Annotated in this window: 28 protein-coding genes and 2 pseudogenes; 13 read left to right on the top strand and 17 right to left on the bottom strand. The window is 60.3% G+C overall.

What is annotated here, in order from left to right; all coding sequences use genetic code 11:
• Positions 1-82: 82 nt before the first annotated feature.
• Genes HBJ59_RS28705 through HBJ59_RS28690 form a run of 4 tightly spaced genes read right to left on the bottom strand, consistent with a single transcriptional unit; the run spans position 83 to position 2,625 of the window.
• Positions 83-1,309 (bottom strand): RNA polymerase sigma factor, encoded by a 1,227-nt coding sequence (locus tag HBJ59_RS28705; protein ID WP_167665511.1) that lies wholly within the window; start codon positions 1,307-1,309, stop codon positions 83-85.
• Positions 1,306-1,788: an SRPBCC family protein gene (locus tag HBJ59_RS28700; protein WP_017475945.1), complete on the bottom strand. Its 483-nt coding sequence runs from the start codon at positions 1,786-1,788 to the stop codon at positions 1,306-1,308. The genes HBJ59_RS28705 and HBJ59_RS28700 overlap by 4 nt, the downstream gene beginning before the upstream one ends.
• A 30-nt stretch (positions 1,789-1,818) precedes the next feature.
• On the bottom strand, positions 1,819-2,163 hold the full coding sequence (locus HBJ59_RS28695) for a YciI family protein (protein WP_076015823.1): 345 nt from the start codon (positions 2,161-2,163) through the stop codon (positions 1,819-1,821).
• A 42-nt stretch (positions 2,164-2,205) separates the two neighbouring features.
• Positions 2,206-2,625 carry a nuclear transport factor 2 family protein gene (locus tag HBJ59_RS28690; RefSeq protein WP_167665509.1) on the bottom strand — a complete coding sequence of 140 codons (420 nt, stop codon included), beginning with the start codon at positions 2,623-2,625 and terminating at the stop codon, positions 2,206-2,208.
• Positions 2,626-2,770: 145 nt separating this feature from the next.
• Between HBJ59_RS28690 and HBJ59_RS28685 the strand changes: the two genes are divergently transcribed.
• Genes HBJ59_RS28685 through HBJ59_RS28670 form a run of 4 tightly spaced genes read left to right on the top strand, consistent with a single transcriptional unit; the run spans position 2,771 to position 5,423 of the window.
• Entirely contained in the window at positions 2,771-3,271 is a 501-nt protein-coding gene (locus tag HBJ59_RS28685) for an N-acetyltransferase (protein ID WP_076015825.1), read from the top strand.
• 58 nt (positions 3,272-3,329) lie between these two features.
• On the top strand, positions 3,330-3,584 hold the full coding sequence (locus HBJ59_RS28680; RefSeq protein ID WP_167665507.1) for a helix-turn-helix domain-containing protein: 255 nt from the start codon (positions 3,330-3,332) through the stop codon (positions 3,582-3,584).
• Positions 3,577-4,785 (top strand): type II toxin-antitoxin system HipA family toxin, encoded by a 1,209-nt coding sequence (locus HBJ59_RS28675; protein WP_076015827.1) that lies wholly within the window; start codon positions 3,577-3,579, stop codon positions 4,783-4,785. The genes HBJ59_RS28680 and HBJ59_RS28675 overlap by 8 nt, the downstream gene beginning before the upstream one ends.
• A gap of 32 nt (positions 4,786-4,817) precedes the next feature.
• Positions 4,818-5,423 (top strand): pyridoxamine 5'-phosphate oxidase family protein, encoded by a 606-nt coding sequence (locus HBJ59_RS28670; protein ID WP_167665505.1) that lies wholly within the window; start codon positions 4,818-4,820, stop codon positions 5,421-5,423.
• Between the two features lie 46 nt (positions 5,424-5,469).
• Here HBJ59_RS28670 and HBJ59_RS28665 read toward each other — a convergent pair whose 3' ends face one another.
• The gene (locus tag HBJ59_RS28665) at positions 5,470-5,955 is read right to left on the bottom strand and encodes a GyrI-like domain-containing protein (protein WP_167665503.1); all 486 of its coding nucleotides are present in this window, start codon (positions 5,953-5,955) and stop codon (positions 5,470-5,472) included.
• Between the two features lie 196 nt (positions 5,956-6,151).
• Here HBJ59_RS28665 and alaC point away from each other — a divergent pair, with 196 nt between their 5' ends.
• Entirely contained in the window at positions 6,152-7,369 is a 1,218-nt protein-coding gene (gene alaC, locus HBJ59_RS28660) for an alanine transaminase (protein WP_076015830.1), read from the top strand.
• 139 nt (positions 7,370-7,508) lie between these two features.
• Here the strand turns inward: alaC and HBJ59_RS28655 are convergent, their stop codons facing one another.
• On the bottom strand, positions 7,509-8,864 hold the full coding sequence (locus tag HBJ59_RS28655) for a GntP family permease (RefSeq protein ID WP_076015831.1): 1,356 nt from the start codon (positions 8,862-8,864) through the stop codon (positions 7,509-7,511).
• Positions 8,865-8,951: 87 nt separating this feature from the next.
• A complete protein-coding gene (locus HBJ59_RS28650) occupies positions 8,952-9,482 on the bottom strand; it encodes a gluconokinase (RefSeq protein ID WP_076015832.1) in 531 nt (176 codons plus the stop codon).
• A gap of 212 nt (positions 9,483-9,694) precedes the next feature.
• Here HBJ59_RS28650 and HBJ59_RS28645 point away from each other — a divergent pair, with 212 nt between their 5' ends.
• From HBJ59_RS28645 to HBJ59_RS28625, 5 genes are all read left to right on the top strand, one after another.
• Positions 9,695-10,726 carry a LacI family DNA-binding transcriptional regulator gene (locus HBJ59_RS28645; protein ID WP_167665540.1) on the top strand — a complete coding sequence of 344 codons (1,032 nt, stop codon included), beginning with the start codon at positions 9,695-9,697 and terminating at the stop codon, positions 10,724-10,726.
• A 590-nt stretch (positions 10,727-11,316) separates the two neighbouring features.
• A complete protein-coding gene (locus tag HBJ59_RS28640) occupies positions 11,317-11,949 on the top strand; it encodes a glutathione S-transferase family protein (RefSeq protein WP_167665501.1) in 633 nt (210 codons plus the stop codon).
• Positions 11,950-11,965: 16 nt separating this feature from the next.
• Complete coding sequence (locus HBJ59_RS28635; RefSeq protein WP_167665499.1) at positions 11,966-12,703, top strand: NAD(P)-dependent oxidoreductase; 738 nt, start codon at positions 11,966-11,968, stop codon at positions 12,701-12,703.
• 11 nt (positions 12,704-12,714) lie between these two features.
• A complete protein-coding gene (locus tag HBJ59_RS28630) occupies positions 12,715-14,124 on the top strand; it encodes an MFS transporter (protein ID WP_167665498.1) in 1,410 nt (469 codons plus the stop codon).
• Between the two features lie 135 nt (positions 14,125-14,259).
• On the top strand, positions 14,260-14,766 hold the full coding sequence (locus HBJ59_RS28625) for a hypothetical protein (protein ID WP_076015837.1): 507 nt from the start codon (positions 14,260-14,262) through the stop codon (positions 14,764-14,766).
• A 158-nt stretch (positions 14,767-14,924) separates the two neighbouring features.
• On the opposite strand, the pseudogene HBJ59_RS32130 reads toward HBJ59_RS28625, so the two are convergent.
• The 3 genes and pseudogenes from HBJ59_RS32130 to HBJ59_RS28615 all read right to left on the bottom strand — a co-directional run.
• Positions 14,925-15,350, bottom strand: a pseudogene (locus HBJ59_RS32130) (methyl-accepting chemotaxis protein); the annotation flags it as partial.
• Between the two features lie 165 nt (positions 15,351-15,515).
• Positions 15,516-16,139, bottom strand: a pseudogene (locus HBJ59_RS32125) (PAS domain-containing protein); the annotation flags it as partial.
• A 272-nt stretch (positions 16,140-16,411) separates the two neighbouring features.
• Positions 16,412-17,281, bottom strand: a complete 870-nt coding sequence (locus tag HBJ59_RS28615; RefSeq protein WP_076015838.1) for a LysR family transcriptional regulator — start codon at positions 17,279-17,281, stop codon at positions 16,412-16,414.
• Positions 17,282-17,379: 98 nt separating this feature from the next.
• Here HBJ59_RS28615 and gstA point away from each other — a divergent pair, with 98 nt between their 5' ends.
• Positions 17,380-17,982, top strand: a complete 603-nt coding sequence (gene gstA / locus HBJ59_RS28610) for a glutathione transferase GstA (protein WP_076015839.1) — start codon at positions 17,380-17,382, stop codon at positions 17,980-17,982.
• Between the two features lie 393 nt (positions 17,983-18,375).
• On the opposite strand, the gene HBJ59_RS28605 is transcribed toward gstA, so the two are convergent.
• From HBJ59_RS28605 to HBJ59_RS28585, 5 genes are all read right to left on the bottom strand, one after another.
• Positions 18,376-19,302: an aliphatic sulfonate ABC transporter substrate-binding protein gene (locus tag HBJ59_RS28605; protein ID WP_167665495.1), complete on the bottom strand. Its 927-nt coding sequence runs from the start codon at positions 19,300-19,302 to the stop codon at positions 18,376-18,378.
• The gene (locus HBJ59_RS28600) at positions 19,302-20,315 is read right to left on the bottom strand and encodes an ABC transporter substrate-binding protein (RefSeq protein WP_167665494.1); all 1,014 of its coding nucleotides are present in this window, start codon (positions 20,313-20,315) and stop codon (positions 19,302-19,304) included. Before HBJ59_RS28600 ends, HBJ59_RS28605 begins: the two co-directional genes overlap by 1 nt.
• 180 nt (positions 20,316-20,495) lie before the next feature.
• Complete coding sequence (locus HBJ59_RS28595; RefSeq protein ID WP_256670920.1) at positions 20,496-21,062, bottom strand: sigma-70 family RNA polymerase sigma factor; 567 nt, start codon at positions 21,060-21,062, stop codon at positions 20,496-20,498.
• Positions 21,063-21,279: 217 nt separating this feature from the next.
• Positions 21,280-22,059, bottom strand: a complete 780-nt coding sequence (locus HBJ59_RS28590; protein ID WP_167665492.1) for a phosphate/phosphite/phosphonate ABC transporter substrate-binding protein — start codon at positions 22,057-22,059, stop codon at positions 21,280-21,282.
• Between the two features lie 9 nt (positions 22,060-22,068).
• On the bottom strand, positions 22,069-23,010 hold the full coding sequence (locus HBJ59_RS28585) for a fatty acid desaturase (RefSeq protein WP_167665491.1): 942 nt from the start codon (positions 23,008-23,010) through the stop codon (positions 22,069-22,071).
• A gap of 335 nt (positions 23,011-23,345) precedes the next feature.
• Between HBJ59_RS28585 and HBJ59_RS28580 the strand changes: the two genes are divergently transcribed.
• Complete coding sequence (locus HBJ59_RS28580) at positions 23,346-23,783, top strand: GNAT family N-acetyltransferase (RefSeq protein WP_167665489.1); 438 nt, start codon at positions 23,346-23,348, stop codon at positions 23,781-23,783.
• 60 nt (positions 23,784-23,843) lie between these two features.
• Positions 23,844-24,662, top strand: a complete 819-nt coding sequence (locus tag HBJ59_RS28575; RefSeq protein WP_167665488.1) for a class I SAM-dependent methyltransferase — start codon at positions 23,844-23,846, stop codon at positions 24,660-24,662.
• Positions 24,663-24,796: 134 nt separating this feature from the next.
• Here HBJ59_RS28575 and def read toward each other — a convergent pair whose 3' ends face one another.
• Both def and HBJ59_RS28565 read right to left on the bottom strand, forming a co-directional pair.
• Positions 24,797-25,336, bottom strand: coding sequence for a peptide deformylase (def, locus tag HBJ59_RS28570; RefSeq protein WP_167665487.1), 540 nt, complete (start codon positions 25,334-25,336; stop codon positions 24,797-24,799).
• Positions 25,337-25,339: 3 nt separating this feature from the next.
• Complete coding sequence (locus tag HBJ59_RS28565; RefSeq protein ID WP_076015847.1) at positions 25,340-26,284, bottom strand: YihY/virulence factor BrkB family protein; 945 nt, start codon at positions 26,282-26,284, stop codon at positions 25,340-25,342.
• Positions 26,285-26,387 lie beyond the last annotated feature (103 nt).

Raw genomic sequence — 26,387 nt, 5'->3', positions numbered from 1 at the left:
GGAATGCGATAACCCAGCATACACAAAGCAAATGTGGGAGCGAGTAACCCCGCGCCCACATTTAGATCTCCAGCGCCTGCCGCTATCTGAGTTCAGCCAAGCGCCGCTCCATAAAGCGCTTTTCCGGTTCTTGCCGGGTCAATGCCAGCGCCCGCTCAAACGCCAGCCGTGCCTCCTCCACCCGTCCCAGCCGCCGACAAAATTCGCCCCGTGCCGAGTGCGCCAGGTGATAGTCGACCAACTCCCCCCGCGCCAGAATCCCATCCACTAACTGCAACCCCGCCAACGCGCCATCGCGCATCGCAACGGCCACCGCGCGATTGAGCTCGATCACGGGCGATGGCACCGCCCCGAGCAACACGTCATACAGCCCAACGATCTGCGGCCAGTCGGTCTCGTCAGCGCTCGCCGCCTCGGCATGCACCGCCGCAATCGCTGCCTGCAGGCTGTAGGGCCCGAAGCGGCGTGTGGTCAGGGATTTCTCCACCAGGGCACATCCTTCAGCGATCAGCGAAGCGTCCCACAGTGAACGGTCCTGCTCATCCAGCAACACCAATTCACCGCCGGCCGAGGTGCGTGCCGGGCGCCGGGATTCGTGGAGCAACATCAGCGCCAGCAGGCCCATCACTTCTGGCTCCGGCAACAACTCCATCAGCAATCGCCCCAGGCGAATCGCTTCACGGGTCAGGTCGTCACGGGTCAAGTCGGCCCCCGTAGACGCCGAATAGCCTTCGTTGAACACCAGGTAAATCACCCGTAGCACACTGTCCAGGCGCTCGGGCAACTCTGCCAGGGACGGCACTTGATAGGGGATTTTTGCTTCGCGGATCTTGCCCTTGGCCCGCACGATACGCTGGGCGATGGTGGCCGGTGTGGCGAGGAACGCCCGGGCGATTTCCTCGGTGGTGAGGTCGCAGATCTCACGCAAGGTCAGCGCCGCCTGGGCATCCGCCGCCAGTGCCGGGTGGCAACAGGTGAAAATCAGGCGCAGGCGGTCGTCTTCCACGTCTTCAGCGCTCCAGTCGGCTTCTTCCAATTCATCAGCCTGAGCCAGCAACTGGTTCTGGTGCGCGGCAAACCGGGCCTGGCGGCGCAAACGGTCGATGGCCTTGAAGCGCCCGGTGGAGACCAGCCAGGCCCGGGGATTGTCGGGCACACCGTCTTGCTCCCAACGTTGCACCGCGACGAAAAACGCCTCGTGCAAGGCTTCTTCAGCAAGGTCGAAATCGCCGAGCAAGCGAATCAGGGTCGCCAGGATGCGCCGCGATTCGCTGCGATAAACCGCTTCGACCCGGGCCTGCACCGTCAATCGCGCAAGCCTTCGGTCACCAGCGTCACCAGCCGATCGAGGCTTTGGCCCCAGCCCTCGTGAAAGCCCATGGCTTCGTGGGCCTGCTTGGTTTCGGCGCTCCAGTGCATGGCACGGGCGGTGTAGAGGGTCTTGCCGTCGACGTCTTCAAAGGTGACTTCGGCGGTCATGAATGGCTGGCCCGAAGGAATCCAGCCGGGGGTGAACGCATCGGTAAACACCAGCCGACTGGGCGCGGTGATTTCGAGAAAAACGCCCTGGGTCGGGTACTCGCTGCCGTCGGGCGCGCGCATCAGGGTGCGAAATTGCCCACCGACCCACAGGTCCATTTCGCACTCGGGGGTGGTCATGCCGTGTGGGCCCCACCATTGCTGCAACAAGGCAGGCTCGGTCCAGGCACGGAATACGCGACTGCGAGGTGCGTCGATCAAGCGACTGATGGACAGTTCAAATTCGGCGGGCTTGGGTTGATTGCTCATGGGTCAACCTCCTGGATTTTATTGTTGTGATCAGAGATTCAATTCACGCACAGGGCGTACTTCCACACTGCCGACCCGGGCGGCCGGAATGCCACCGGCCACCTGGATCGCTTCATTCAGGTCCTTGGCCTCGATCAGGTAAAACCCGGCGAGCTGCTCCTTGGTTTCGGCAAACGGCCCATCGGTGATCGATAGCTTGCCGTTGCGCATGCGCACGGTGGTGGCGGTGGTCACCGACTCCAGCGGCTCGGCGGCGAGCATCCGCCCGCTGGCCTGCACAGACTCGGCATAGGCAAAGCACTCCGGGTCCTTGGGACTGTCGGGCGAATCGTGCAGCACCTGTTCGTTGCTATAGATCAGGCAGAGGTATTTCATGGGATTCTCCGTTTTCGGACAACTGACTATAGTTCGCGGCGATCAAGGTTTCAGGTCGAACAGACCGGCGCCGGTTTCCATGTCGAACGGTGTCGACCAATGCTCATGCACCACTTTCCACTCGCCGCCAATGCGCTGGTAGCCGGCGCTGACGCGCATCCAGCAGGTCTTGAGTACGCCGTCGGGCCCGGTGCCACCACAGTGCGCGAGCCAGTGGGCAAAGGCGCTGTTATCGGCGGCGACGATATGCATCTCATGGAAGTCAAAAACCCCGGGGCCCGGGCAGAACTCCATGCACGCTTTCCAGTGCGCCTGATAGGCGGCCTTGCCCTTGAACTGTAGTGCGCTAACGGCGTCGAACGCGACGATATCGTCGGCGTAAAAGCTGACAATCTTCTCGACATCCTTGGCGGTGACGGCCTGTTTCCATTGTTCGATCAAGCTGCTGATTGCGGTGCTCATGGCGATACTCCTTGCGGGAAAAATCACTGAAGACACCCTTAGTCGACTGGGATATCAGCCAATCGACAGTCCCGCAAAAAATAATTGCGATGACCGCAAACCCGCTAGAATCCGCGCTTCTTTGTAGGATTCGGATGCTACGCCGATGGAAACCCGCCTCGTCGCCTATCAGACGTTGACTGCTCTGCAACAACAGCAACTCAACACCCTTGAAGTGCACCCCGAACAACTGGGTTTTTCCGGCGATATCTACTGTGCGCTGAACACCCTGCTGGTCAATCCGAATCCCGGCGTTGCAGGCTTTGCGTTACTCGCCGACGAGATTCCCGTCGCGTTCCTGCTGCTCAAACGCCCGCCGTGCCTGCCCCACTGGGCGGATGAGCACAGCGCGACGCTGCATGCGTTGCAAGTTGACCGCCATCAACAGGGCCAAGGGTTTGGCAAAGCCTGCCTGCAAGCCCTGCCCGCCGCCGCGCGCCTGGTTTGGCCGCAGATTAAAGCGCTGGAACTGTCGGTGGACACGGACAATGTGGCGGCGATGGGGCTGTATTTGCAGCAGGGCTGGGTGGACAGTGGGGAGGCGTATAAGGGGCGGGTTGGGTATGAGCGCCGGTTGGCGTGGGTGTTTTGTGCCGAGGCACCTTGACAGTGCCGAAATGTAACGTATACATAACTTATCAATGTAAATGTAATGGTTACGAGACATGGACTCTTCTGTCATCACCCAGAGAATCGGCAGCCAAGTGCGCACCATGCGGCTCAACCGAGGCTATAAACAAGCGGAATTGGCGCGTTTGGCGGGCGTAACTCGGCAAAAACTGATTGAAATCGAGCAAGGCAGCCCAACGGTCTCCATGAATGCCTACGCTCGAGTGATTGCCGCCTTGGGCAGTGAAGTAAAATTGGTACCTGCCACCATGCCAACGCTGGAAGAAGTGGAGGACTTGTTCAATGAATAGCCCGAAGCTTCAAGTTCATACCCCTCAAGGCGCCAGCGGCAGCGTATTCACCAGTGCAGGCGACTATCTTTTCCGCTACGGCGATAACGCACTACCACCCAGCGCACTCAGCCTGGTAATGCCCGTTCGCGCAGATGAATACCGCCGACGAGAGCTACATCCGATATTCCAGATGAACCTGCCAGAAGGGTTTGTGCTGGAGCAGCTTCGCAATCGCCTTGCCAAGACAGTGAAGGTAGACCCGATGTTGCTGCTGGCATTGTCTGGTAGCAGTGCGCCTATCGGTCGCGTCTTCGTTTCCTCGGACCAAGTCAATGAGCTGATTCAGCGCAACGGGGCTCCGTCGACGGGAGAAAACCTGGACGAAATTCTCGCCTGGGACGGGGCGGAAGATCTTTTTGCTGACCTGGTAGATCGCTACATCCTGCGAGCAGGAATTTCCGGTGTTCAGCCCAAGGTGCTGGTGCCGGAAAAGCCACAAACCCCAGAGCAGAAATTCACTTCAAAAACCAATGATCTGATCATCAAAAGTGGGCGCGACGAATTTCCGGGATTGGCCATCAACGAATACCTGTGCATGTCCATTGCCAGAGATGCAGGCATACCCGTGCCGCCGTTTTACCTGTCGCAGAATCATAAGCTTTTCATCATGCGGCGCTTTGATCGGGATGAGCAGGCCAACCCCTTGGGCTTCGAAGACATGACCACGCTGATGGGCCTGTCTGCAGAACAGAAATACGGCAAGAGCTACAACATGATCGCCAAAGCCGTACGCGTTTACTGTTCGATTGAGCATGAACGCAGTTCTCTCGACCAACTGTTCGACAGCGTGGCCTTGAGTTGCATAGTGGGCAATGGCGATGCCCATCTGAAGAATTTCGGCCTGCTGTATAGCGACCCGATCAAGAGCGATGCCAGGCTTGCACCGGCTTACGACATTGCCAATACCACCGCCTACATTCCCGAGGACGCTCTGGCTCTCGACCTGGCCGGCAATAAATCTTTCTTTGCCTCACGTCTGGGTATCCTGGAGTTTGCTGGAATCTGTGAGGTGGAGAGACCCGAGGAGCGAATCCGGGCACTGCTCCAAACCCTTGAGGTTGTTCTCAAGCGTGAAGACGATTACTGCCGACAAGCCCCTAATGTTGCACAAGCTATACGGCAATCGGCGCAAGGCTATCAGCGCAGCTTCGGTGGCTGACACATCACCTGACCGATCGATAAGGAGTCCCAATGCTCACCACGCTGGAACAACTCGAAACCGTCTACGGCCTCCCCCACGAACGGGCCGTGCGCAAGGAAATCCCGTTTCTCAACGAGGATTACCAGGCCATGGTCCGCGCGTCGCCCCTGGTGGTGGTGAGTTCGTCCGGCCCGGACGGCATCGATGGTTCGCCCCGTGGCGATGTGCCGGGGTTTGTGCGAATCATCGACGAGCGCACGTTGGCGATTCCGGATCGGCCAGGGAATAACCGGCTCGACACCCTGCGCAATCTGGTGATGGACCCGCGTATAGCGTTGCTGTTCATCATCCCGGGCATTGGCGAGACGTTGCGGGTCAACGGCCGGGCGCAGATTTCCATCGAGCCCGAGTTGCTGGAGAGCTTTGCGGTGAATGGCAAAGCGGCCCGGTCGGTGATTCTGGTGCAGGTGGAGTCAGCGTATTTTCATTGCTCCAAAGCCTTTGTGCGTTCCGATTGCTGGAACCCGGAAAAGCATCTGGACCGCTCGGCACTGCCCAGCGCCGGGGCGTTTCACAAGCGCTTGAATGAAGGGGCGTTCGACGCCGAAGCCTATGACCGCGAGATGCCGGAGCGGGTCAAGGCCACGTTGTATTGAGAGGCTTTTGCAGGAGCGAACGTGCTCGCTCCTGCCAGTGGTGCGGTTATGCGGATTCGGCGTTGATCGGTATCCAGATTTCTACTGACCCCGTGCCTTTCTCCACATTGAAGTCGGCGCTGTAGCGCTCGAAATCGGCCCCGACCACCTTGTACCCGGAGCCCGGCAGCCATTCGAACATGATGCGTTCGTAGGTCTGCGCCAGCGCCTGCACCGGACCATAGTGCGGGAATACGGCATAACGATGGGCCGGGATTTCAATCGACTGGAAATTGCTCGGTACATCGCCCTTGGCCGGTACTTCAACGCCGGCCAGGTAGTCGAATTCATCGTGTTTGGCGTTGTAGCAAACGCCATAGGTCACGCCGCCAACGCGCTTTTTAATCTCTTTGAAGCAGCTGTCGAACAGCTCCCACAACTTGGGAATGTCCCCCAGCGTGGCTTTCGAATAACGCCCGTGCACACCCGCGATCACCAGGGCCTTGCCCTCTTCCATGCGCGGCTGTAACGGCAGTTTTGTCTGTTGATCCATCTGAACAGTCTCCTTCTTATGAGGGAACAAACCCGCGTCGAGTATAGGGGCATATCCCCGTCGCACTCCAAGCAGAAATTTTTCCCACAGCATCTGGACAATTGGCCATCATCGACCGTATTGTCTGCCCCGCAGGCCACCGCAGTGGCCGACGTCGCTCGGACGGTTCCGGGCGCTTACGTATTTCGAGGCAACAATGGCCGACCAAGGTTCGCCGCGCCGCTTTGCGCGCATAGATCGACTCCCCCCTTACGTGTTCAATATCACTGCCGAGCTGAAGATGGCTGCGCGTCGGCGCGGCGAAGACATCATCGACTTGAGCATGGGTAACCCTGACGGCGCCACTCCACCGCACATCGTGGAAAAAATGGTCACCGTCGCCCAGCGCGAAGACACCCACGGTTACTCCACTTCCAAAGGCATTCCACGGCTGCGCCGGGCGATTTCGCGCTGGTACAAAGATCGCTATGAAGTGGACATCGACCCGGAAACCGAAGCCATCGTGACCATCGGTTCCAAGGAAGGCCTGGCGCACTTGATGCTGGCCACCCTGGACCAGGGCGACACGGTGCTGGTGCCCAACCCCAGCTACCCGATTCACATCTACGGTGCCGTGATTGCCGGCGCCCAGGTGCGTTCGGTGCCGCTGATTCCGGGCGTGGATTTTTTCGCGGAACTGGAACGTGCGATTCGCGGCTCGATTCCCAAGCCGAAGATGATGATCCTCGGCTTCCCGTCCAACCCGACCGCGCAGTGCGTGGAGCTGGACTTCTTCGAACGGGTAATCGCCCTGGCCAAGCAGTACGACGTGCTGGTGGTGCATGACCTGGCCTACGCCGACATCGTCTACGACGGCTGGAAAGCCCCTTCGATCATGCAAGTGCCGGGCGCCAAGGACATTGCGGTGGAGTTTTTCACCCTGTCCAAGAGCTACAACATGGCCGGCTGGCGCATTGGTTTCATGGTGGGCAACCCGGAATTGGTCAATGCCCTGGCGCGGATCAAGAGCTACCACGACTACGGCACCTTCACCCCGCTGCAAGTGGCGGCGATTGCTGCGCTGGAAGGCGATCAGCAGTGCGTGAAAGACATTGCCGAGCAATATCGCCAGCGCCGTAACGTGCTGGTGAAGGGCCTGCATGAGCTGGGCTGGATGGTCGAGAATCCGAAGGCATCGATGTACGTCTGGGCAAAAATTCCCGAAGCGTATGCCGCGATGGGGTCGCTGGAGTTTGCCAAGAAGCTGCTGCTTGAGGCGAAGGTGTGTGTGTCGCCGGGGATTGGTTTTGGTGAGTATGGGGACGATCATGTGCGCTTTGCGCTGATCGAAAACCAGGACCGGATTCGCCAGGCGGTGCGGGGCATCCGGGCGATGTTCCGGGCGGATGGGCTGGTCAAGAAAGCTGACGCCTGACCCGATCCAACTGCAGGAACCTAATCAATGTGGGAGCGGGCTTGCTCGCGAAGGCGGTGGTTCAGTCAACTCATATGTCGACTGATTCACCGCCTTCGCGAGCAAGCCCGCTCCCACATTTTGTTTTGCGGTGTTCCTGTTAGACCACCAACGACAGCAACATGATAAAGCCCAACGCCACCACCGACAGGATGGTCTCCATCGCCGTCCAGGTCTTGAACGTCTCGGCCACGGTCATATTGAAGTACTGCTTCACCAGCCAGAACCCCGCATCGTTGACGTGAGACAGCACCAACGAGCCCGCCCCCGTCGCCAATACCAGCAACTCGCGGTTCACCCCCGGAATCATCCCCACCACCGGCACCACAATGCCCGCGCCGGTAATGGTCGCCACCGTCGCAGAACCGGTAGCGACACGAATCACCGCCGCCACCAGCCAGGCCAGCAGGATCGGGTTGATCTGCGCAGTCACCGCCATATGGCCGATCACATCACCCACGCCGCTGGTCACCAGCATCTGCTTGAAGCCACCACCGGCGCCGATGATCAGGATGATCGCTGCGGTTGGCGCCAGGCTGGCGTCGAGCAGCTTGAGGATTTTCTGGGAACCGATGCCCTGGCGACGGCCAAAGGTGTACAGCGACAGCAGCAAGGCCAGCAGCAAGGCGGTGATCGGGTGACCGATCATGTCCATCCAGTTGCGGATTACGTGCCCGTCCGGCAGGGCGACGTCGGCGAAGGTCTTCAGCAGCATCAGGAACACCGGCAGCAGCACGGTAATCAGGGTGATGCTGAAGCTCGGCAGGGTCTTGGATTCCGGTTGCTCACTGGCCAGTTGGTCCACCAGTTCCTGGGACGGATTGCCCGGGATGTACTTGGCGATAAACGAACCGTAGAGCGGACCGGCGATGATCGCCGTAGGCAGCGCGACAATCAGGCCGTAGAGAATGGTCTTGCCGATGTCAGCCCCAAACACGCCAATTGCCAGCAACGGGCCCGGGTGCGGAGGCACCAGACCGTGCACCGCCGACAGGCCGGCCAACAGCGGGATGCCGATCTTGATCAGCGACACGCCAGTTCGGCGCGCGACGATAAACACCAGCGGGATCAGCAATACAAAGCCGATCTCGAAGAACAGCGGAATGCCCACCAGGAACGCGGCGAACATCATTGCCCACTGCACTTTCTCCTTGCCGAAGGCCCGCACCAGGGTTTGCGCGATCTGATCGGCACCGCCGGAGTCGGCCATCATCTTGCCGAGCATCGTACCCAGCGCAAGGATAATCCCGACAAAGCCGAGCACCCCGCCGAAGCCGTCCTGGAAGGCCTTGATGATCTTGTCCACGGGCATGCCCGAGGTCAGGCCGAGAAAGCCTGCCGCGATGATCAGCGCAATGAACGGGTGGACTTTGAACCGGGTGATCAACACGATCAGGCCGATGATGGTCACCACTGCATCTAGCAGCAGGTAGGTATCGTGGGACAAGCCAAACATGGGGGTCTCTCCTGTTTGTTGTTGTTATTAAAGCCGGTAAAAAATTCAGTGCAGGCGGACAGCGCTATCTTGTCCGGCAAAAAATTATTAGGTTGGTTCAAAGCCGTGTTTCAGCCACCAGGCGTTGGTTTGCTCGGCCAGGTCTTCAACGCTGTCTTCACTGGCGTTGAGGGCCAGGGTCAACGGCTCGCCCACCGGGGATTCAAGGGTGGCGAACTGGCTATCGATCAGGCTGGCCGGCATGAAATGGCCGGGGCGGTGAGACACACGGTCGGCGGCGACTTCGCGGGTCAACTCCAGAAACACAAACCCCAGGCCCGGCGCGGCTTCGCGCAGGTGGTCGCGGTATTTCTTCTTCAGGGCCGAACAGGTGAGCACGGGATGCTCGCCGGCTTTGAGGGAGCGGCGCAGTTCATCGCACAGGATGTCGAGCCAGCCGGCGCGGTCGTCGTCGTTAAGGGGATGGCCGGCGCTCATCTTTTCGATGTTCGCGGCGGGGTGAAAGCTGTCGCCTTCGATGGCGGTGGCGCCGTTCAGCAGGCACAGGGCCTCGCTGACGCTGGACTTGCCACAGCCGGAAACACCCATGATCACGAGGGCAGTAACAGGTTGACTCATGAAACACCTCAGGACGCAGATAGCGCTACCTTTGCACGCTGTAAGGCTAGTGCAAAAACAGGCTTTTCCCGCGCCGTCTTGTCATTTTTATGGAGTGACGCGTGCATCCTCTCCAAAGGCTTGAGTCGGAACAGGCATCCCAACGTTCAAGGATTTGCAGGGTCTTGGAGACAGCGCTACCTTAGTGCCTCGATTTTTGTTTGGCAAGCCGCCTGATGACTCCCAAGAACGATAAAAATACCCGCACCACGGGCCGCCCTACCCTGAATGAAGTAGCCCGCCTGGCTGGCGTCAGCCCGATTACCGCCTCCCGGGCCTTGCGCGGCATCAGCACCGTGGCCACCGAACTGGTGGAAAAAGTGCAAAAAGCCGCTGCCGAACTGAGCTACGTGGTCAACCCGGCCGCCCGCGCCCTGGCTTCGGCCCAGAGCCAGTCGGTGGTGGTGTTGGTGCCGTCGCTGTCCAACCTGCTGTTTATCGAAACCCTCGAAGCCATCCACCAGGTGCTGCGGCCCAAGGGCTTTGAAGTACTGATCGGCAACACCCACTATTCCCGCGATGAAGAAGAAGACCTGCTGCGCAACTACATGGCCTACCAGCCACGGGGTTTGCTGCTGACCGGGTTTGACCGTACGGAAAGTGCCCGGCGCATGGTGGAATCGAGCAACGTGCCGTGTGTGTACATGATGGACCTGGACCCGGGCGCCGGCCTGAACTGCGTAGGATTCTCACAGTTGAACGCCGGGGAAACGGCGGCGGCGCATTTGATCTCACGAGGTCGCAAGCGGTTGGCCTACATTGGCGCGCAACTGGACCAGCGCACGTTGTTGCGGGGCGAAGGATTTCGCCGGGCGTTGCAGCAAGCGGGGTTGTATGACCCGGCGCTGGAAGTGCTGACGCCACGGCCATCGTCGCTGGGCCTGGGCGGTGAGTTGTTCCTGCAGCTGCTGGCCAGCCATCCGGACGTGGACGCGATCTTCTTTGGCAACGACGACCTGGCTCAGGGCGCGTTGTTGGAAGCATTGCGCCATGGCATCAAGGTACCGGAGCAGATCTCGGTGCTGGGCTTTAACGACCTGCCGTCTTCCTCGTTCATGGTGCCGCGTTTGAGCAGTATCAGTACGCCCCGCGAGGCCATTGGCCGGCGCGCGGCGGAGCATTTGTTGACGGTGATGGCGGGCAACAAGATCGCTCGGCCGGTGGTGGACATGGGGTTTGAGTTGAAGGTGCGCGAGAGTACCTAGGCGGTAGCTGTAGGAAGTGGCTGGTGTTGATGGCAGCGCCTTGCTCCGTTGCCTACAGGTACGTCAGAATCCGCCGGCTTGGGCGCCTGGGTAGGGCTTTCTAAGGTTGCCCGGTCGCTGAATTTCTCAGTAATCGGGTTTAGTAGCCCGAGCTTCCCTACACAATGGGCATAAGCTTCATCTGTCGGACTTACCTGTCTGTGCTTGATGGTGGCTGCGCGCAGGGCGCCCTTGTGGCGCGCCGGGTTTTGTGTGGGGTTACCGGTCTACTAACCTGCGTGCAGCCGCCACCCTTTCGTTTAGTAGCGATTCGGTGGTGGCCCAGTTAGGAGTGAGTTGGGGGTATTGCTGATGGGCAAGCTGCTAGATCAAGAATCACCGCTTATCTAACAGAACACACGCGGTCGAACTGTGGGAGCGGGCTTGCTCGCGAATGCGGTGTGTCAGCCGACCTGTCCATCACTGATACACCGCATTCGCGAGCAAGCCCGCTCCCACATTTTTAACCGTGCTCGCTTAACTGACTCGTCGTCGGCTGACGCCCCTGCTAAATTGCTCCCCTGCCTTCTCACCCTCGCAAGGAAAGCACCATGGGCCATTCGCTGAAAATCCTGGGTCGCACCTCTTCCATCAACGTGCGAAAAGTCCTGTGGACCTGCCAGGAACTCGGCATCCCCTACGACCGCGAAGACTGGGGCATCGGCTTCGCCTCCACCCAGTCCCCCGAATTCCTGGCCCTGAACCCCAACGCCCAAGTCCCGGTACTCATCGACGACAACGGCGTGCTCTGGGAATCCAACACCATCTGCCGCTACCTCGTGGGCCTGCACCAACGTCACGACCTGCTGCCCGTCGAGCCGGCAGCCCGTGCCAGAGTCGAGCAATGGATAGACTGGCAAGCCATCGAACTCAACCGTTCCTGGGGTGATGCTTTCACCGCGCTGGTACGCAACAACCCCGATAACCTGGACGCACAAGCCATCGCCGTCGCGGTAAAGGCATGGAACGACAAGATGGGCCTGCTGGAACAACAGTTGGCAAAAACCAACGCCTACGTAGCCGGTAATGAGTTCACACTCGCCGACATCCTCATCGGCCTGTCGGTGCACCGCTGGTGGATTACGCCCATGCAGCGTCCGTCCTACCCAGCTGTCAGCGCTTACTACGAAACACTCAGCCAACGCCCTGGCTTCCAGATCTTCGCCCTCGCCGGTCACAACTAAAAACAAGGACTCCACAATGAACGGACTCAACGTACTACTCACCGGCGCCTGCGGCCGCATTGGCAAGACGTTTTTCGAAGCGTCGAAAGACCGCTACCGCTTCACCCTCACCGATCGCATCGAGCCGGATTTCGCCCTCGGCGAACACCGTTTCATACACGCCGACCTGAGCGATAAAACCGCCCTCGCCGCCCTGCTCGACGGGATTGACGTGATCGTGCACCTGTCGGGCATCCCCCACGCCAGCGCCACCTTCGAGGAGCTGCTGCCCAACAACATCCTGGCCACCACTTACCTGTTCGAAGCCGCCGTGGCCGCAGGTGTGAAGCGCCTGGTGTTCGCCAGCAGTGCCCAGACCATCGAAGGCTACCCGGTAGACCGGCAGATCACGCCGGGCATGCCTGTATTGCCCGCCAACCTGTACGGCGTGAGCAAATGCTACGGCGAAGCCCTCTGCGGCTTTTACGCCGCAAAAACCCCGCTCTCCACCATCGCCCTGCGTATTGGTGCGTTCGAATTCCCCGAAACCCACGACCTGAACAACGCCCGCGACCTCAGCGCCTGGCTCAGCCCGCGAGACGCCGTGCAGTTGCTGCAACGCTCGGTAGAAACCGAAGGTGTGAAACACCTGATCGCCCACGGCATCTCCAACAACCGCTTCAAACGCCTGGACCTCAGCGAAACAACCCGTGTACTGGGTTATCAACCGGTGGATGATGCGTTCCAGGAATTCGAGATCCCGATCACTTACTGAGTCTTCTGCCCATGTCTTTCCTTTCTACCGCAGACGGCATCGACCCGATCCGCGCCGCGCATATCAGCGCGCGCATTGATCGCCTGCCCGCCGTCGCTACCGTCTGGCGCCTGGTGGCGTTGCTGTCGATTGGCGGTTTTTTCGAGCTATACGACCTGTTCCAGACCGCCTACATCAGCCCCGGGTTGATCAGCGACGGGATTTTCCACACCGGCAGCCAGGGCGTATTCGGCTTCTCCGATCAAGCGGCCTTTGCCTCGGCGACCTTCCTCGGTCTGTTCCTCGGCGCCAGCCTGCTCAGCCCGATTGCCGACCGCTACGGGCGCCGGGCGATCTTCACCTTTGCGTTGATCTGGTACACCGTCGCCACCGTGCTGATGGGCATCCAGACCTCAGCCCTGGGGATCATCTGCATGCGTTTTCTGGTGGGCATCGGCCTGGGGATCGAGCTGGTTACCATCGATGCCTACCTCTCGGAACTGGTGCCCAAGCGCATGCGCAGTTCGGCGTTTGCCTTCGCGTTTTTCATCCAGTTCCTGTCGGTGCCGGCGGTGGCCTTGATGTCGTGGTGGCTGGTGCCCCAGGCGCCGTTCGGGATTTCCGGCTGGCGCTGGGTGGTGCTGAGCAGTGCGGTGTTTGCGCTGTTTATCTGGCAACTGCGCAAGCGCCTGCCGGAGTCACCGCGCTGGCTCGCGCAAAAAGGCCGCTTCGACGAGGCCGGGCAGATCATGGACAGCCTCGAAGCACGCTGTCAGAAGGACCACGGCAGGCCACTGGATGAACCGGAACCTGAAGCCGTGAGCGTGCAGGGCCAAGGACGCTTTTCCGATATCTGGCAACCGCCGTACCGGCGCCGGGCGTTGATGCTGATTGTGTTTCATGTGTTCCAGGCCATCGGTTTTTTCGGCTTCGGCAACTGGCTGCCAGCGCTGCTCTCGGGCCAGGGCGTGAGCGTCACTCACAGCTTGGGTTATGCCTTCATCATCACCCTCGCCTACCCGCTGGGGCCGCTGCTGTTTGTGAAGGTGGCGAACCGTTTTGAGAACAAATGGCAGATTGTCGGCTCGGCCCTGGGTGCGGTGATCTTCGGCAGTTTGTTCGCGCTGCAAACCACCGCCGTGGGGCTGGTGATCTGCGGAGTGATGATCACCTTCTGCAACGCCTGGCTGAGTTTCAGCTATCACTCCTACCAGAGCGAACTGTTCCCCACCAATATCCGCGCCCGGGCGGTGGGTTTCTGCTATTCGTTCAGCCGGTTGTCGACGGTGTTCAGCAGCTTGTTGATCGGCGTGATTCTCGAACACCTCGGCACGCCGGGCGTGTTGGCGTTTATCGCCAGCAGCATGTTGATCGTGATGATCACCATCAGCTGGTTCGGCCCGCGCACCCGCAACCTGGCGCTGGAGAACATTGCCCACTAGCGGCAAACACTGGCCGTCGGCACGCCAACGCTTGCCGACGGTGGCGGCCCAAAGCCTGGTAAACACGGGGCCTTGCCACTGGGCACGCTAATTGCTCCTCCTGTGGCACCGCCCACATCCACAGGTGTCCTGATCATGCTGATCAACAACAATCCCCAGGCTCAGTCGACGATCCAACGCATCAAGCGCGCAGACATGGACCCGGCCAACGCCGCTGCCAGCGCGCTGTACAGCGGTGCCGCGCAAAACGCGCAGGGCGTCGCCGGCGTGTCCACCACCCAGGCCGCCGCCGACGCCACGGCTGACAACATCGATGCGGCCTTCGCCAAGACCCGCGTGCAGTTGCAGGCCACCACCGCGACCACGTCGACCACCGATGTGCCCAAGACCGACTCCACCTCATCGGCCCGCAGTGACTTCACCGACTACATGAAGAAAAGCCCGGCCGAGCGCATCCGCGAGCAACTGCTCAAGGAACAGGGTTTGACCGAAGAAGATGTGAAGAACATGCCGCAGGAAAAGCAGGACGCGATTTCCAAGGAAGTTGCCGCACGCCTGAAGGACCAGCAGGCGCAGCAAGTAGCGGCGAAAACCGCTGACCCGCAGGCGCAGACCGTGAAAGAAACCCTGGCTGCGATCTAAGCCCTGACAATACAAACCCTGTGGTCAGGGGGGCTTGCTGTGGCGAGGGAGCTTGCTCCCGCTGGAGTGCGCAGCGCTCCCAAGATTTTGGGGCCGCTACGCAGCCCAGCGGGAGCAAGCTCCCTCGCCACAGGTTATTTGTCAGCCATAACGTTGTGTTACTGCAGTTGCAGTGTCGAGTTGAACTGACTGATCGCATCCACCACATGCCGTGACCCTTCCTGAATCTCCAGGATCACCTGCCCCGCCTCGTTCGCCAACTCCACCCCAAGCCCCGTGCGGCTCAAGCTCGACTGCATGCTCGACACCGCGCTGATCGACAGGTCGTGGTTCTTGCGCACCACATCCACAATCTCGATCGTCGCCTGGCTGGTACGTGCTGCAAGGCTGCGAACTTCATCCGCCACCACCGCAAACCCGCGCCCGTGTTCACCCGCCCGGGCCGCTTCGATCGCGGCGTTGAGCGCCAGCAGGTTGGTCTGGTCGGCGATGCCGCGGATGGTCTGGACGATGCTGCCGATGATGTCCGACTGTTTGCTCACCGCGTCGATACTCACGGCGGCTTCGTTAAGGTCGCGAGAGATTTCTTCGATGATCTGCACGGTCTGCTGCACCACTTCCGAACCCTTGCGGGCGCAGGCGTCGTTCTGCACCGAGGTGGCGTGGGCCGAGTCGGCAGCGGTGCGCAAGGTGGTGACCTGGTCGGTGATGTCACTGGCGAATTTCACCACTTTGTACAGGCGCCCGCTGGCATCGAAGATCGGGTTGTAGGAGGCTTCCAGGAACAGCGTTTGTCCGAATTTGTCTTTGCGCTCAAACCGATGGGAGTGATATTCGCCGCGATTGAGCGAGGCCCAGAAGGCTTTGTAGGCCGGCGACTCGGTCTCACCGCGATGGCAGAACATACTGTGGTGCTGGCCAACGATTTCACCGAGGGAATACTTCACTGTCTTCAGGAAGTTGTCGTTGGCATTCAGAATCTGGCCTTGCGGAGTGAATTCAATCACCGCCATGGAGCGGCCGATGGCATCGATCAGGCTCTGGTTTTCATGCTCGTGGTGGATTCGCGCCGAGATATCCGAGGCGACCTTGATCACGCTCTGTACCTGGTTATCGGCACCGAGCACCGGCATGTAACTGGCTTCCAGCCACACCTCCTGGCCATGTTTATTCAGCCGCATGAACGTGCCACTGAGAGGTTCACCCCGCGCCAGGTCGCGCCAGAGTTTGGCGTAGGCATCGGTGTGGGTGTAGGCCTCTTCGCAGAAAATCCGGTGATGCTTGCCGCGAATTTCGTCGGCGCTGTAGCCCATGGTCTTGCAGAAGTTTTCATTGGCATCCAGCACGATGCCGTTGCGGTCAAACTCGATCATTGCCATGGAACGGCTGATGGCGGCCAATTTGGCTTTGGCTTCGGTGAGGGCACAGGAGAAACGTTCGATTTCCAGCTGGTCGGATTTGTGTTGACGGTTGAACATGGCGGATCACCCTTTATTTTCCCGACGCCCACGCGGGCGCATTCCATTCACGGTTTGAATCTTGATCACAGCCTTTTATGGGGAAAACCATCCGAAACGCTTTATATGCCATGCGTCATCAACGGTTCTGGGTGAGCATAGACAGGCGTTGGCGCTATGCAAGGCCACTAGTCAGCCAGCATTTGCAACAAGGCATTAACCGCTGCAGAAGGCGGTTGGTGGCGTGAAGTCACCAAGGCGAACTCGCGGTGCACCGGCTCCGCCAGCGGCATGATGCGCAAGCCGTGGCGCTGGGCCGGCAGGGTCATCTCGGGTACCAGGGTGACGCCGACACCTTCGCGCACCAGGCTAAAGGCGCTGTTCCACTCCCGCACTTCCACCCGTACCTCGCGCAATATCAAACCGGCTTCCTGCGCCAGGCTGCGGGCGTTGACGGTGCAGCCGCCGGTGGCAAGCACAAACGGCTGCTCCACCAACTCTTCCAGCGTCACCGTTGCCTGCGCCGGGCGCCGGGAAAACGCGTGCGCCATCGGCAACACGGCAACCCAGTTATCGCGCCCCAGCACCGCAGCATTGCGCTCGGATGGCGGGTTGAGTACCACCCCCAAGTCGATCAGATTCGCGTCAAGCAAGGTGTTCACTTCATCGTCCGTGACTTCCAGCCCCGTGACCTCAATGCCTGGGTAAAGCTGGTTGAACCGCCGCAACAGCGGCGGCAGAAACACCGCGAGCACCATGGGGAAACTCGCGATGCGGATCGTCCCACGCAGCATGGGCCGCGCTTCGTCCACCGTGGTACGAATCGCCTGCAAGGCCCCCAGCATCACCCGCGCCTGCTCGATCACTTGCAGGCCCAAGGCAGTGGGCAAGGTCTGGCGCGCTTCACGTACAAACAACTGCGCACCGAGGTTGGCCTCCATGGCCGCCATGGCCTGGCTGGCGGCGGATTGGGTCATGCCCACCCGCTCGGAGGCTGCGGTGATACTGCCGTTGTCCGCCACGGCCACCAGCAGGCGCCAGTGCATCAGGTTCATCATGGCAGTAGCTGTCCTTATGGCAGGGTTCTGAAAGATTAATTTTACGCAAGGTGCCATGCCCACGAGACTGAAGGCAACTGTCCTGCGGAGTTGCCCCGATGAAGCTGTATTTTTCCCCGAATGCCTGTTCCCTCGCCTCCCATATCGTGCTGCGGGAATTGGCCCTGCCGTTTGAATTGATTCGCGTCGACAACCAGAAAAAGCTCACGGCTGACGGTGATGACTTCTTGCAGATCAACCCCAAGGGTTACGTGGCGGCGTTGCAACTGGACAACGGCGAGGTGCTGACCGAAGGTGCCGCCATCCTGCAATACCTGGCCGACTTGGTCCCCGAAGCTGGCCTGGCGCCGGTCAATGGCAGTTGGGAGCGGGTGCGTTTGCAGGAATGGCTGAACTTTGTCTCCAGCGAGATTCACGGCGGGCTGGGGGTGTTGTTCAAGGACGCGATTCCGGATGAGGTGAAGGCGCTGTTCAAGGCCACGCTGTTCAAGCGGTTTGCGATTCTGGTACAGACCCTGGAGCGTCAGGACTACCTGTTGGGCGCGCAATTCTCCGTGGCAGATGCGTATCTGTTTGTGGTGCTGCGTTGGGCGGGGTTCTTTGATATCGACTTGCAGCAGTGGCCGGCGCTGGCGAAGTTTCAGCAGCGGGTTGGTGAACGGCCGGCGGTGATTGCTGCGTTGGCCGCTGAAAATCCATGACCTGAAATATGGTCAAAATGTGGGAGCGGGCTTGCTCGCGAATGCGGTGTGACAGTCACCAGATGCATTGACTGATCCACCGCTTTCGCGAGCAAGCCCGCTCCCACATTTGATTTCCATTGCTTTACAGGTAGGCCCAACCCATCCACCGACCCGGATGGCAACGCTGGATTCGATGGCGTTGAGGAAGTCGATGCAGATCGGTTGCATGGCCTGCTCACTGATGGGTTACGAAAGTCGACGCTGAAGAGGCTTTTATGTGGCGAGGGAGCTTGCTCCCGCTGGAGTGCGAAGCGCTCCCGCTTTTTTGGGGCCGCTACGCAGCCCAGCGGGAGCAAGCTCCCTCGCCACAGCAAGCCCCCCCACAGCAACCCCCTCACCACAGGGATAAAGTTATGGGGCCTTGAACACGACTTGCTGCACATCGACCTTTTTCGGGATCAGGCCGTTGGCAAAAAACGCGTCGGCCGTGCCTTGTTGGGTGGCGATGTCCGTCGCGTTCAGTGGCCGGCTCGGCGTCGGCGAGCGGTGCTTGAAGTAGCTTTCCACTACCGCCGGCTGCAAGCCCAGGGTCTTGGCCATCAGCGCGACGCTTTCGTCGTGATGGTCCAGGGACAATCGCTGCGCCTGGGCAAACACCTTGAGAATCGTGGCAATCGCCTGGGGGTGCTGCTTGGCAAACGCGCCGCTGGCGATGAAGAAACTGCCCGCCGGGTTCAGCCCCTGGCCATCCCCCAGCACCTTCGCCGAACCGTCCACCACCGCCGCCGAGTAGTAAGGGTCCCACACGACCCAGGCGTCGACCTTGCCTTGTTCAAACGCGGCACGGCCGTCGGAGGGCGACAGGTACACCACGTTCACATCCTTCCACTGCAAGCCCGCACGCAGCAGGCTTTTGAGGAACAGGTTGTGGGCGCTGGAGCCCTTGAGCAGCGCCACGCGTTTGCCCTTGAGTTCGGCCACGCTTTGCACGGTGCTGTCTTTGGGCAGCAGGATGGCTTCGGTGCGGCCGTCGTTGGGTTCGACGGCTATATAGCGAATGTCGATCCCGGCGGCCTGGGCGAAGATCGGCGGGATGTCACCGATATTGCCGATGTCGATGCTGCCGCCGTTCAATGCTTCGATCAGCGGCGGGCCGCCAAGAAATTCGATCCACTCGACCTTGGTGCCCGGCAGCCCTTCTTCGAACAGGTGATGCTCACGGGCGAGCACCATGCTCACCGAGCTTTTCTGGTAGCCGACCCGCAGGGTGGCCGGTTCTGCCGCCAGCAGCGGCCCGGCGCACAGCGCCAACAGTGTGGCTGCGATGAGCTTGCGCATCAGAGACTCTCCTTGACCTTGGCCGCGACGTCCGCCGGCACCCATTGCTGCCAGACCTGCGGTTGTTCTTTCAGGAACGCTTCAGCCACTTGGCGCGGCGCGGTACGTTTCTCGGCCATTTGCGCGAGGATGCCGTTGAGCAGGTCAATCGGCAGGTCGACCTTTTCAAAGAACGTCACCAGTTGCGGGTACTGCGTCTTGAACGGCGCCGACACGCCAATCGCCAACCGCGCCTGCATCGAGCGGGTACCGATGGGGTGCGGGTTGTTGGCGTCGGCCAGGGTCTTCCAGGCTTCGGCGTTGAACGGCGGCTCTTCCAGTTTGATCAACTTGAAGCGCCCCAACAGTGGCGTCGGCGACCAGTAGTAGAACAGCACCGGCTTGCCGCGACGGATCGACGAAGCGACCTCGGCATCCAGCGCCGCGCCGGAGCCGGTGCGGAAGTTGACGAAGGTGTCGGTCAGCCCGTAAGCCTTGAGTTTCTGGCTGTTGACGATCTCCGAGGTCCAGCCGGTGGGGCTGTTGAGGAAGCGACCGCGGGTGGGGTCTTCGGGGTCGCGGAACACGTCTTTGTAACGGGCCAGGTCGGCGACGGATTTAAGCTCCGGTGCCAAGGGCTTGATACCGCGCTCGGCGTCGCCCTTGATCACATACTCGGGTACCCACCAACCTTCGGTGGCGCCTTTGACGGTGTCGCCCAGGCCGAATACTTTGCCTTCGCTTTCAGCCTTGACCCACGCCGGACTGCGCCCGGCCCATTCTTCGCCGATCACCTGGATATCGTCCTTGGCCAAGGCGGCCTCCAGGCTCACGGTGCTGCCGGGCAAGGTGTCGGTGGGCAGGCCGTAGCCTTTCTCGACGATCAGGCGCAGCACTTCGGTGATGAGGCTGCCGCTTTCCCAGGTGATGTCACCGAAGTGAATCGGTTTGGCTGGTTCGGCGGCTGTGGCGGACTGTGCCAGGACGGTGAGTGCCAGGAGCGAGCCACCGAGCAGGTTTTTGAGTGTTCTCATGAGTAGCCTCTTGGAGATTCAATTTTCAATCTACAAACAATCCGAAGTAAGCACAGTCAGTGTGGGAGCGGGCTTGCTCGCGAAGGCGTCGTGTCAGTCGATACATGTGCTAACTGATACACCGCTTTCGCGAGCAAGCCCGCTCCCACATTTGATCTCCACACCCTTCAAGATCAGGGTTTAAAAGTCATAACTGAGCCGCGTGTAGTAAAACGCCCCTCCCGGCGCCGTCGGCGGCAGGTGCCTGTATTGCTGGCCCGGGGTCTGGCGCAAACGGCTCATGTAGTTGCTGACCGAACGCGGGGAAATGCCCAGCTCGGCCGCGATTTCCGGGTAGGTCAGGCCATTGAGCTGCGACAACAGGAAGGTCGCCTTGACCTTGGCCGGCAAGCCGTCGAGCAACTGGTCGATGGCCTGCAGGGCTTCGAGCATTTGCGCCAGGTGTTCGGGAGAGGGTGCGAGCGACGTTTCGTCCTGATCGAGGGCGTCGAGGTAAGCGCGCTCCAGGTCTCGACGGCGCCACAGTTGATACATCAGGCGTTGAGCAATGGTGGTGAGCAAGGCGCGGGGTTGGCGGATCGGCGCCACGCCCGGGGCACTCAACAGTTGGACGAAGGTGTCGGCAGCGATGTCTTCGGCGTGGGCACGGGAATCGAGATGGCGGTGCAAACGGCCGCACAGCCAGTCGTAATGACTGCGGAATAATCCGCCCACGTAATCGCTGTGAGAAGTGTCGGCGCCGGACATAGTGGCTCCATCTGAGTAGGTTGCGCGTTATGTCCGGTGTTCCGGTGGAGCGATCCTAGCAAGGCTGCTTATTCTTTAATAATATTTAAAAGGTATTTTTATATAACCGATCGTTCCCACACTCTGCGTGGGAATGCCGCCTTGGACGCTCCGCGTCTGCTTGAAATCGTGACGCAGAGCGTCACAAGGTGCGTTCCCACGCGGAGCGTGGGAACGATCATTGGAGGTCGGGATAACCCAGGGCTTCGGCCTGCTGCCGGTAATCCAGCAGCACCTGGTAATCCGCTTCGCTGGCGGGCAGCACTTCGTGTACGCCGAGGGTTTGCACCACGTCGGGCAGGTCCTGCAAGGCCAGGTTCATGGCTTCCCGCAGGTGTTCACTTGAACCCGGCGCGGTGATGTACGGCAACGTCGGGCTGGGCGCACTGCGGGTGACGATCCGCAGCCCGGCCACTTCCTGCGGCGCAAAACGCGCGAGGTAGTCGAAGGTCACGCTGTCGATGGCGGCCAGGTCAGCACGGTCTTCCCGCAGCCAGCGCAGGCTTTCACGATGGGCGCCGCTGATGCCGACGTCGGCAAAGAACCGACCGCCCTGCTGCAGCGGCGCCAGGCGCTCACGCAGCAGGTTCATGCCGCTGTTGGAGTCGTGGCCATTGATCACGCCGCGGCTGTTGTAAAAGTCGGCCAAGGCGCTACGTGGATTGTCGTCGCGGGTCAGCAGCAGGCTGCAATGGGCGCCACCGCTGCTGTGGGGCAGCTCGTAGCGCGGGCGGCCGATCACATGGACCTGCCCGCGCAGCTCGGTCATCAGCGGGTAGCCGCAGGTTTGCGTCAGCAGCAATTCGGGCGCGCGCCACAGGCTTCGCAGGTCGAGATGCTCGGCATTGCGGCGGGTCACGCCCAGGTGCTCCAGGATGCGCGAAAGCCAGCGCTCGTTGGCCTGTTGCACCTCTTGCGGCGCCACGTACATCAGCAGTTCGGCGTAGCGGTCACTCATGGTCGTCTCTCAAGCAAAGGGGTGCCGTGGGCTGTCGATAGCCTTGAGCCCGTGACGGCCGATCAACTGGCCGTAACCCTGCACCAGGAACCCGCCGCTGCGCGCCACCCATTGTTCGCGGCGCGCGCGGTACACGGTGGGCAGCAAGTACCACGGCAGCTTCGGCAAGTCGTGGTGCACCAGGTGCAGGTTGTTGTTGAGGAACAGCCAGGTCCACGGCCAGGCGGCCTCATTGAGAACCGTGCGTTGCTCCGGTTGCGGGTGCGGGCGGTGTTCATAGTAGGAACGGATCGCCGCCACCGACAAGGCCGGCACGCTGACCAGCGCCACGTAGTGCCACACCGGCAGCACGCTGTAGTGGGCGATAAAGGTCAGCATCAGTGCGGTCACGGTGCCATGGCTCAGCCACATCAACCAGGCCTGGCGCTGGCCTTGGCACAGGCGCCTGAATTCGTTGCGGGCCAGTTTCCACAGCGCCAGCGGCGAGCCCAGCAGGAAGCGCCCGAGGACGGTCTTGGTCAGCCAATGCAGGGTGCGCTCAAAGGGTGAACTCGCTGACCACTGCAATTGATTCAAGTAGCGGCTTTCCGGATCGACACCGGGCACCGTCAGGTCTTCGTCGTTGTGATGCACCAGGTGGCAGTTGCGGTACAGGGTGTAGGGGTACCAGACGGCAAACGGCGCGTAGCCGAGGAGTTTGTTCAGGGCATTGAAACGGGTGGGATGGCCGTGCAGGAGTTCGTGTTGCAGGGACATCCACAGTGCCACGAGCGGAATCAACAGCGCGGTACTCAGCCACCGGCCGAGCCAGTGGCTGCCAAACATCACCGTAAACCAGCCGGCATACACACCGATCAACAGCAGCCAGGTCGGCCACTCGGTGCGGGCGGTAAAGGTATTTGCCAGGGCCTCGATTTCGAAGCTGTGGGTTTCATCAAGGTAGTTGGACATCGGCAGCTCAGGGCAGGCGTGACCGACGAAAAAGTCGGCTTCATCCTGCTCTGTGCAATAAGGCGGGAAAATCTTGCAGATCGTTTGGTGCTTAGCTTAGAACTTTAGTGACCGAACAGATTGCTGTCGGTTTTCTTGGCCTTTTTCTCGGCGCGTTTTTCATCGGCGGTCTTTGCCGGTTTCTTCTTGTCAGCTTTCTTGGAATTCAGACCTTTGGCCATGATGCGTGCTCCACTTACAGGGGATGTAACACTGGGTATAACACCGATTGCCCAACAGAAGGCGCTTTGCCCGACTTATAATCTTCGCCCCCTGAATTCGCGTGTTTGAAAACCATGCCCGAGTTGCACATCGACCGACTGGCAGAGCCTTTGTGGCCGCTGCTGAACAAGTTCTACCGCCGCCATAACTCACCGATGAAGGCCCTCAAGGGCGGCCAGTTGTGGGTGGCCAAAGGCAGCGAGATTGTCGCGGGCCTGTGCCTGACGCCAGTGGTGGGCGGGCAATGGCTGACCGGGCTGTTTGTCGACCCGGCCATGCGTGGCCAAGGGCTGGCAGCGCGGCTGATTCGAGCCTCGGTCGCCAGCGTTGAAGGAACGGTGTGGCTGCTGTGCCACCCGGAACTTGAAGGCTTTTACCAGCGCCTCGGCTTTACCCACGACACGCTGCTGCCGCAGTCCTTGTCCGAGCGGCTGGTGCGTTACAAACGTAACAAGCCAATGATTGCGATGGGCTTAGAACCGTTGGTGAGGTCGACCATCGATAATGTGTAAACAGCGTTTGTGGCCCCCATGCTAGCCTCGGCGACACATAGGCCCACTCCCTGGAAGATCATGAAAGCGACCCTTGCAGCTTTGTCCCTTGCCGCCCTCCTCGCCCCGGCCTTGAGCCAGGCAGCCGAAGCCCCGGTTTCCGCCGAGCAGTACGCAAGCGTGCTCGCCGGCAGTTGGCGCGTGCCTGCGAACAGCGCGCGCGATGTCTATCGTCACCCGCAACAGACCCTGGAATTCTTTGGCCTGCGGGCCAACCAGACCCTGATCGAAATCACCCCGGGTGGCGGCTGGTACAGCGAAGTGCTGGCGCCATTGCTCAAGGACAGCGGCCATTACATCGCCGCCGTGCAGGCGCCCGGGAATAGTGCTTACGCGCGTACGTCAGAGGAAAACCTGAAGAAGAAATTTGCGGCAGATCCGGCGCATTACGCCAAGGCCGGCTTCGTCGAGTTCGATCCCAAGGCACCGGTGCTAGGCCAGCCTGGCTCGGCCGACACGGTGCTGACCTTTCGCAACGTGCACAACTGGGTGATGGCGGATACGGCACCGGCGATGTTCGATGCATTCTTCAAGGTGTTGAAACCGGGTGGCGTGCTGGGTGTGGTGGATCACCGAGCCAAGGACGGGGCGTCGCTGGAAGACATCAAGCACAGCGGTTACCTGACCACGGCGTATGTGGTGAAACTGGCGACTGATGCGGGGTTCAAGCTTGAGGGGCAGAGCGAGGTCAATGCTAACCCGAAAGACACCAAGGATTACCCGGATGGGGTCTGGACCTTGCCGCCTGCGTTGACGTTGGGGGAGAAGGATAAGGCGAAGTATGTAGCGATTGGTGAGTCGGACCGGATGACGTTGCGGTTTGTTAAACCCGCTAAATAAACCACACATTCTGTGGCGAGGGAGCTTGCTCCCGCTGGGCTGCGCAGCGGCCCCAAAATCTTGGGAGCGCTTCGCACTCCAGCGGGAGCAAGCTCCCTCGCCACAGCAAGCTGCCTCGCTAAAGGGATCGCCGGTCAATCGTCTGCCGTCGGATCCATATCCGGGAACATTACTTCGATAAACCCGAACTTGCTGAAGTCGGTAATCCGCGAGGGGTACAGCCGGCCGATCAGGTGATCGCACTCGTGCTGGACCACTCGTGCGTGGAAACCTTCGGCAATCCGTACAATCGGCTCGCCCTTGGGGTCAAACCCTTCGTAGCGAATCTGCTGGTAGCGGTCCACTGCTCCACGCAAACCAGGCACCGACAGACAGCCTTCATAACCCTCTTCCAATACAGGACTGAGTGGCGTGATCAGCGGGTTGATCAGGATGGTCTGGGGCACGGCGGGCGCGTCCGGGTAGCGTTCGCTGCTCTCGAAACCGAAGATCACCAGTTGCAGGTCCACACCCACCTGCGGCGCGGCCAGGCCAACGCCGCCCACGTGCTCCATGGTCTGGAACATGTCATCAATCAACTGCCACAGCTCAGGGCTGTCGAACATTTCCGGCGGAACCGGCGGGGCAACACGCAGCAGGCGCTCATCGCCCATTTTCAGGATTTCACGGATCATCGATCAGACTTCGTCGGTAGTGGGCTTGAGTGAGGGGTCTCGGCCGAGGCCGGAAACATGCTTTTTTTCGTCGTGCTCGCCAAAGTCCTTTTCACCAGGATCCTTGCCTTCAGCCGACATATGTTCGATCACCGCGTTCATCTCCGCCCCCAGCAACAGCACAGCGGCCGAAATGTAGAAGTACAGCAGCAACACGATGATCGCGCCGATACTGCCATACATGGCGTTGTAGTCGGCAAAGGTTTTGACGTAGTAGCCAAACCCCAGGGAAGCGATGATCCAGACCACCACCGCCAGCACCGATCCCGGGGTGATAAAGCGAAATTTCTGCTTCACGTCAGGCATCACGTAGTACATCAAGGCCACGGAGAACATCAACAGGATCACGATCAGCGGCCAACGCAGGATGGTCCACAACGTGACCACGAATTCCTGCATGCCGATCTGCCCCGCCAGCCATTCCATCACCTGCGGCCCGAGCACCATCAACGCGGCGGCAGCCAACAGCATGCCGGCGATGCCGATGGTGTAGAACACCGACAGCGGGAAACGCTTCCAGATCGGCCGGCCTTCCACCACGTCGTAGGCGGCGTTCATCGCGCTCATCATCAGGCGCACGCCCGCCGAGGCGGTGTACAGCGCGATCACGATACCCACCGACAGCAGGCCACCCTTGGATTGCTGCAACTGGTCGATCACCGGGTTGACCTGTTCCAGGGCCTGGGGCGGCAACACCAGTTCCGACTGCATGCGCAGCCAGGTGAAGAAGTCTGGCAGGTGCAGGAAACCGATCAGGGCAATCAGGAACAGCAAGAAGGGAAACAGCGAGAACAGCATCTGGTAGGCCAGTGCCGAGGCGTACGTAGGCATCTCGTCATCGACGAACTCTTTGACGGTGCGCACCAGCACCTTGTGCAGGGGCAAGCCTTGTAATACCGGAAAAATCATAGCGTCTCCTTTCGCCGCAAAAAATTTGAGTTCGTGGGCGACTCAGGGGCCGTTTTCTACATCAAGGTAGCCCATTTGGCGACCCTGAAACAATTTCCAATCT

It is taken from the genome of Pseudomonas sp. AN3A02 (assembly GCF_011765255.1).
Taxonomy (GTDB): Bacteria; Pseudomonadota; Gammaproteobacteria; order Pseudomonadales; family Pseudomonadaceae; genus Aquipseudomonas.
The sequence above is the reverse complement of the archived record's forward strand: the minus strand, read 5'-3'. Positions and strand labels throughout refer to the sequence as shown.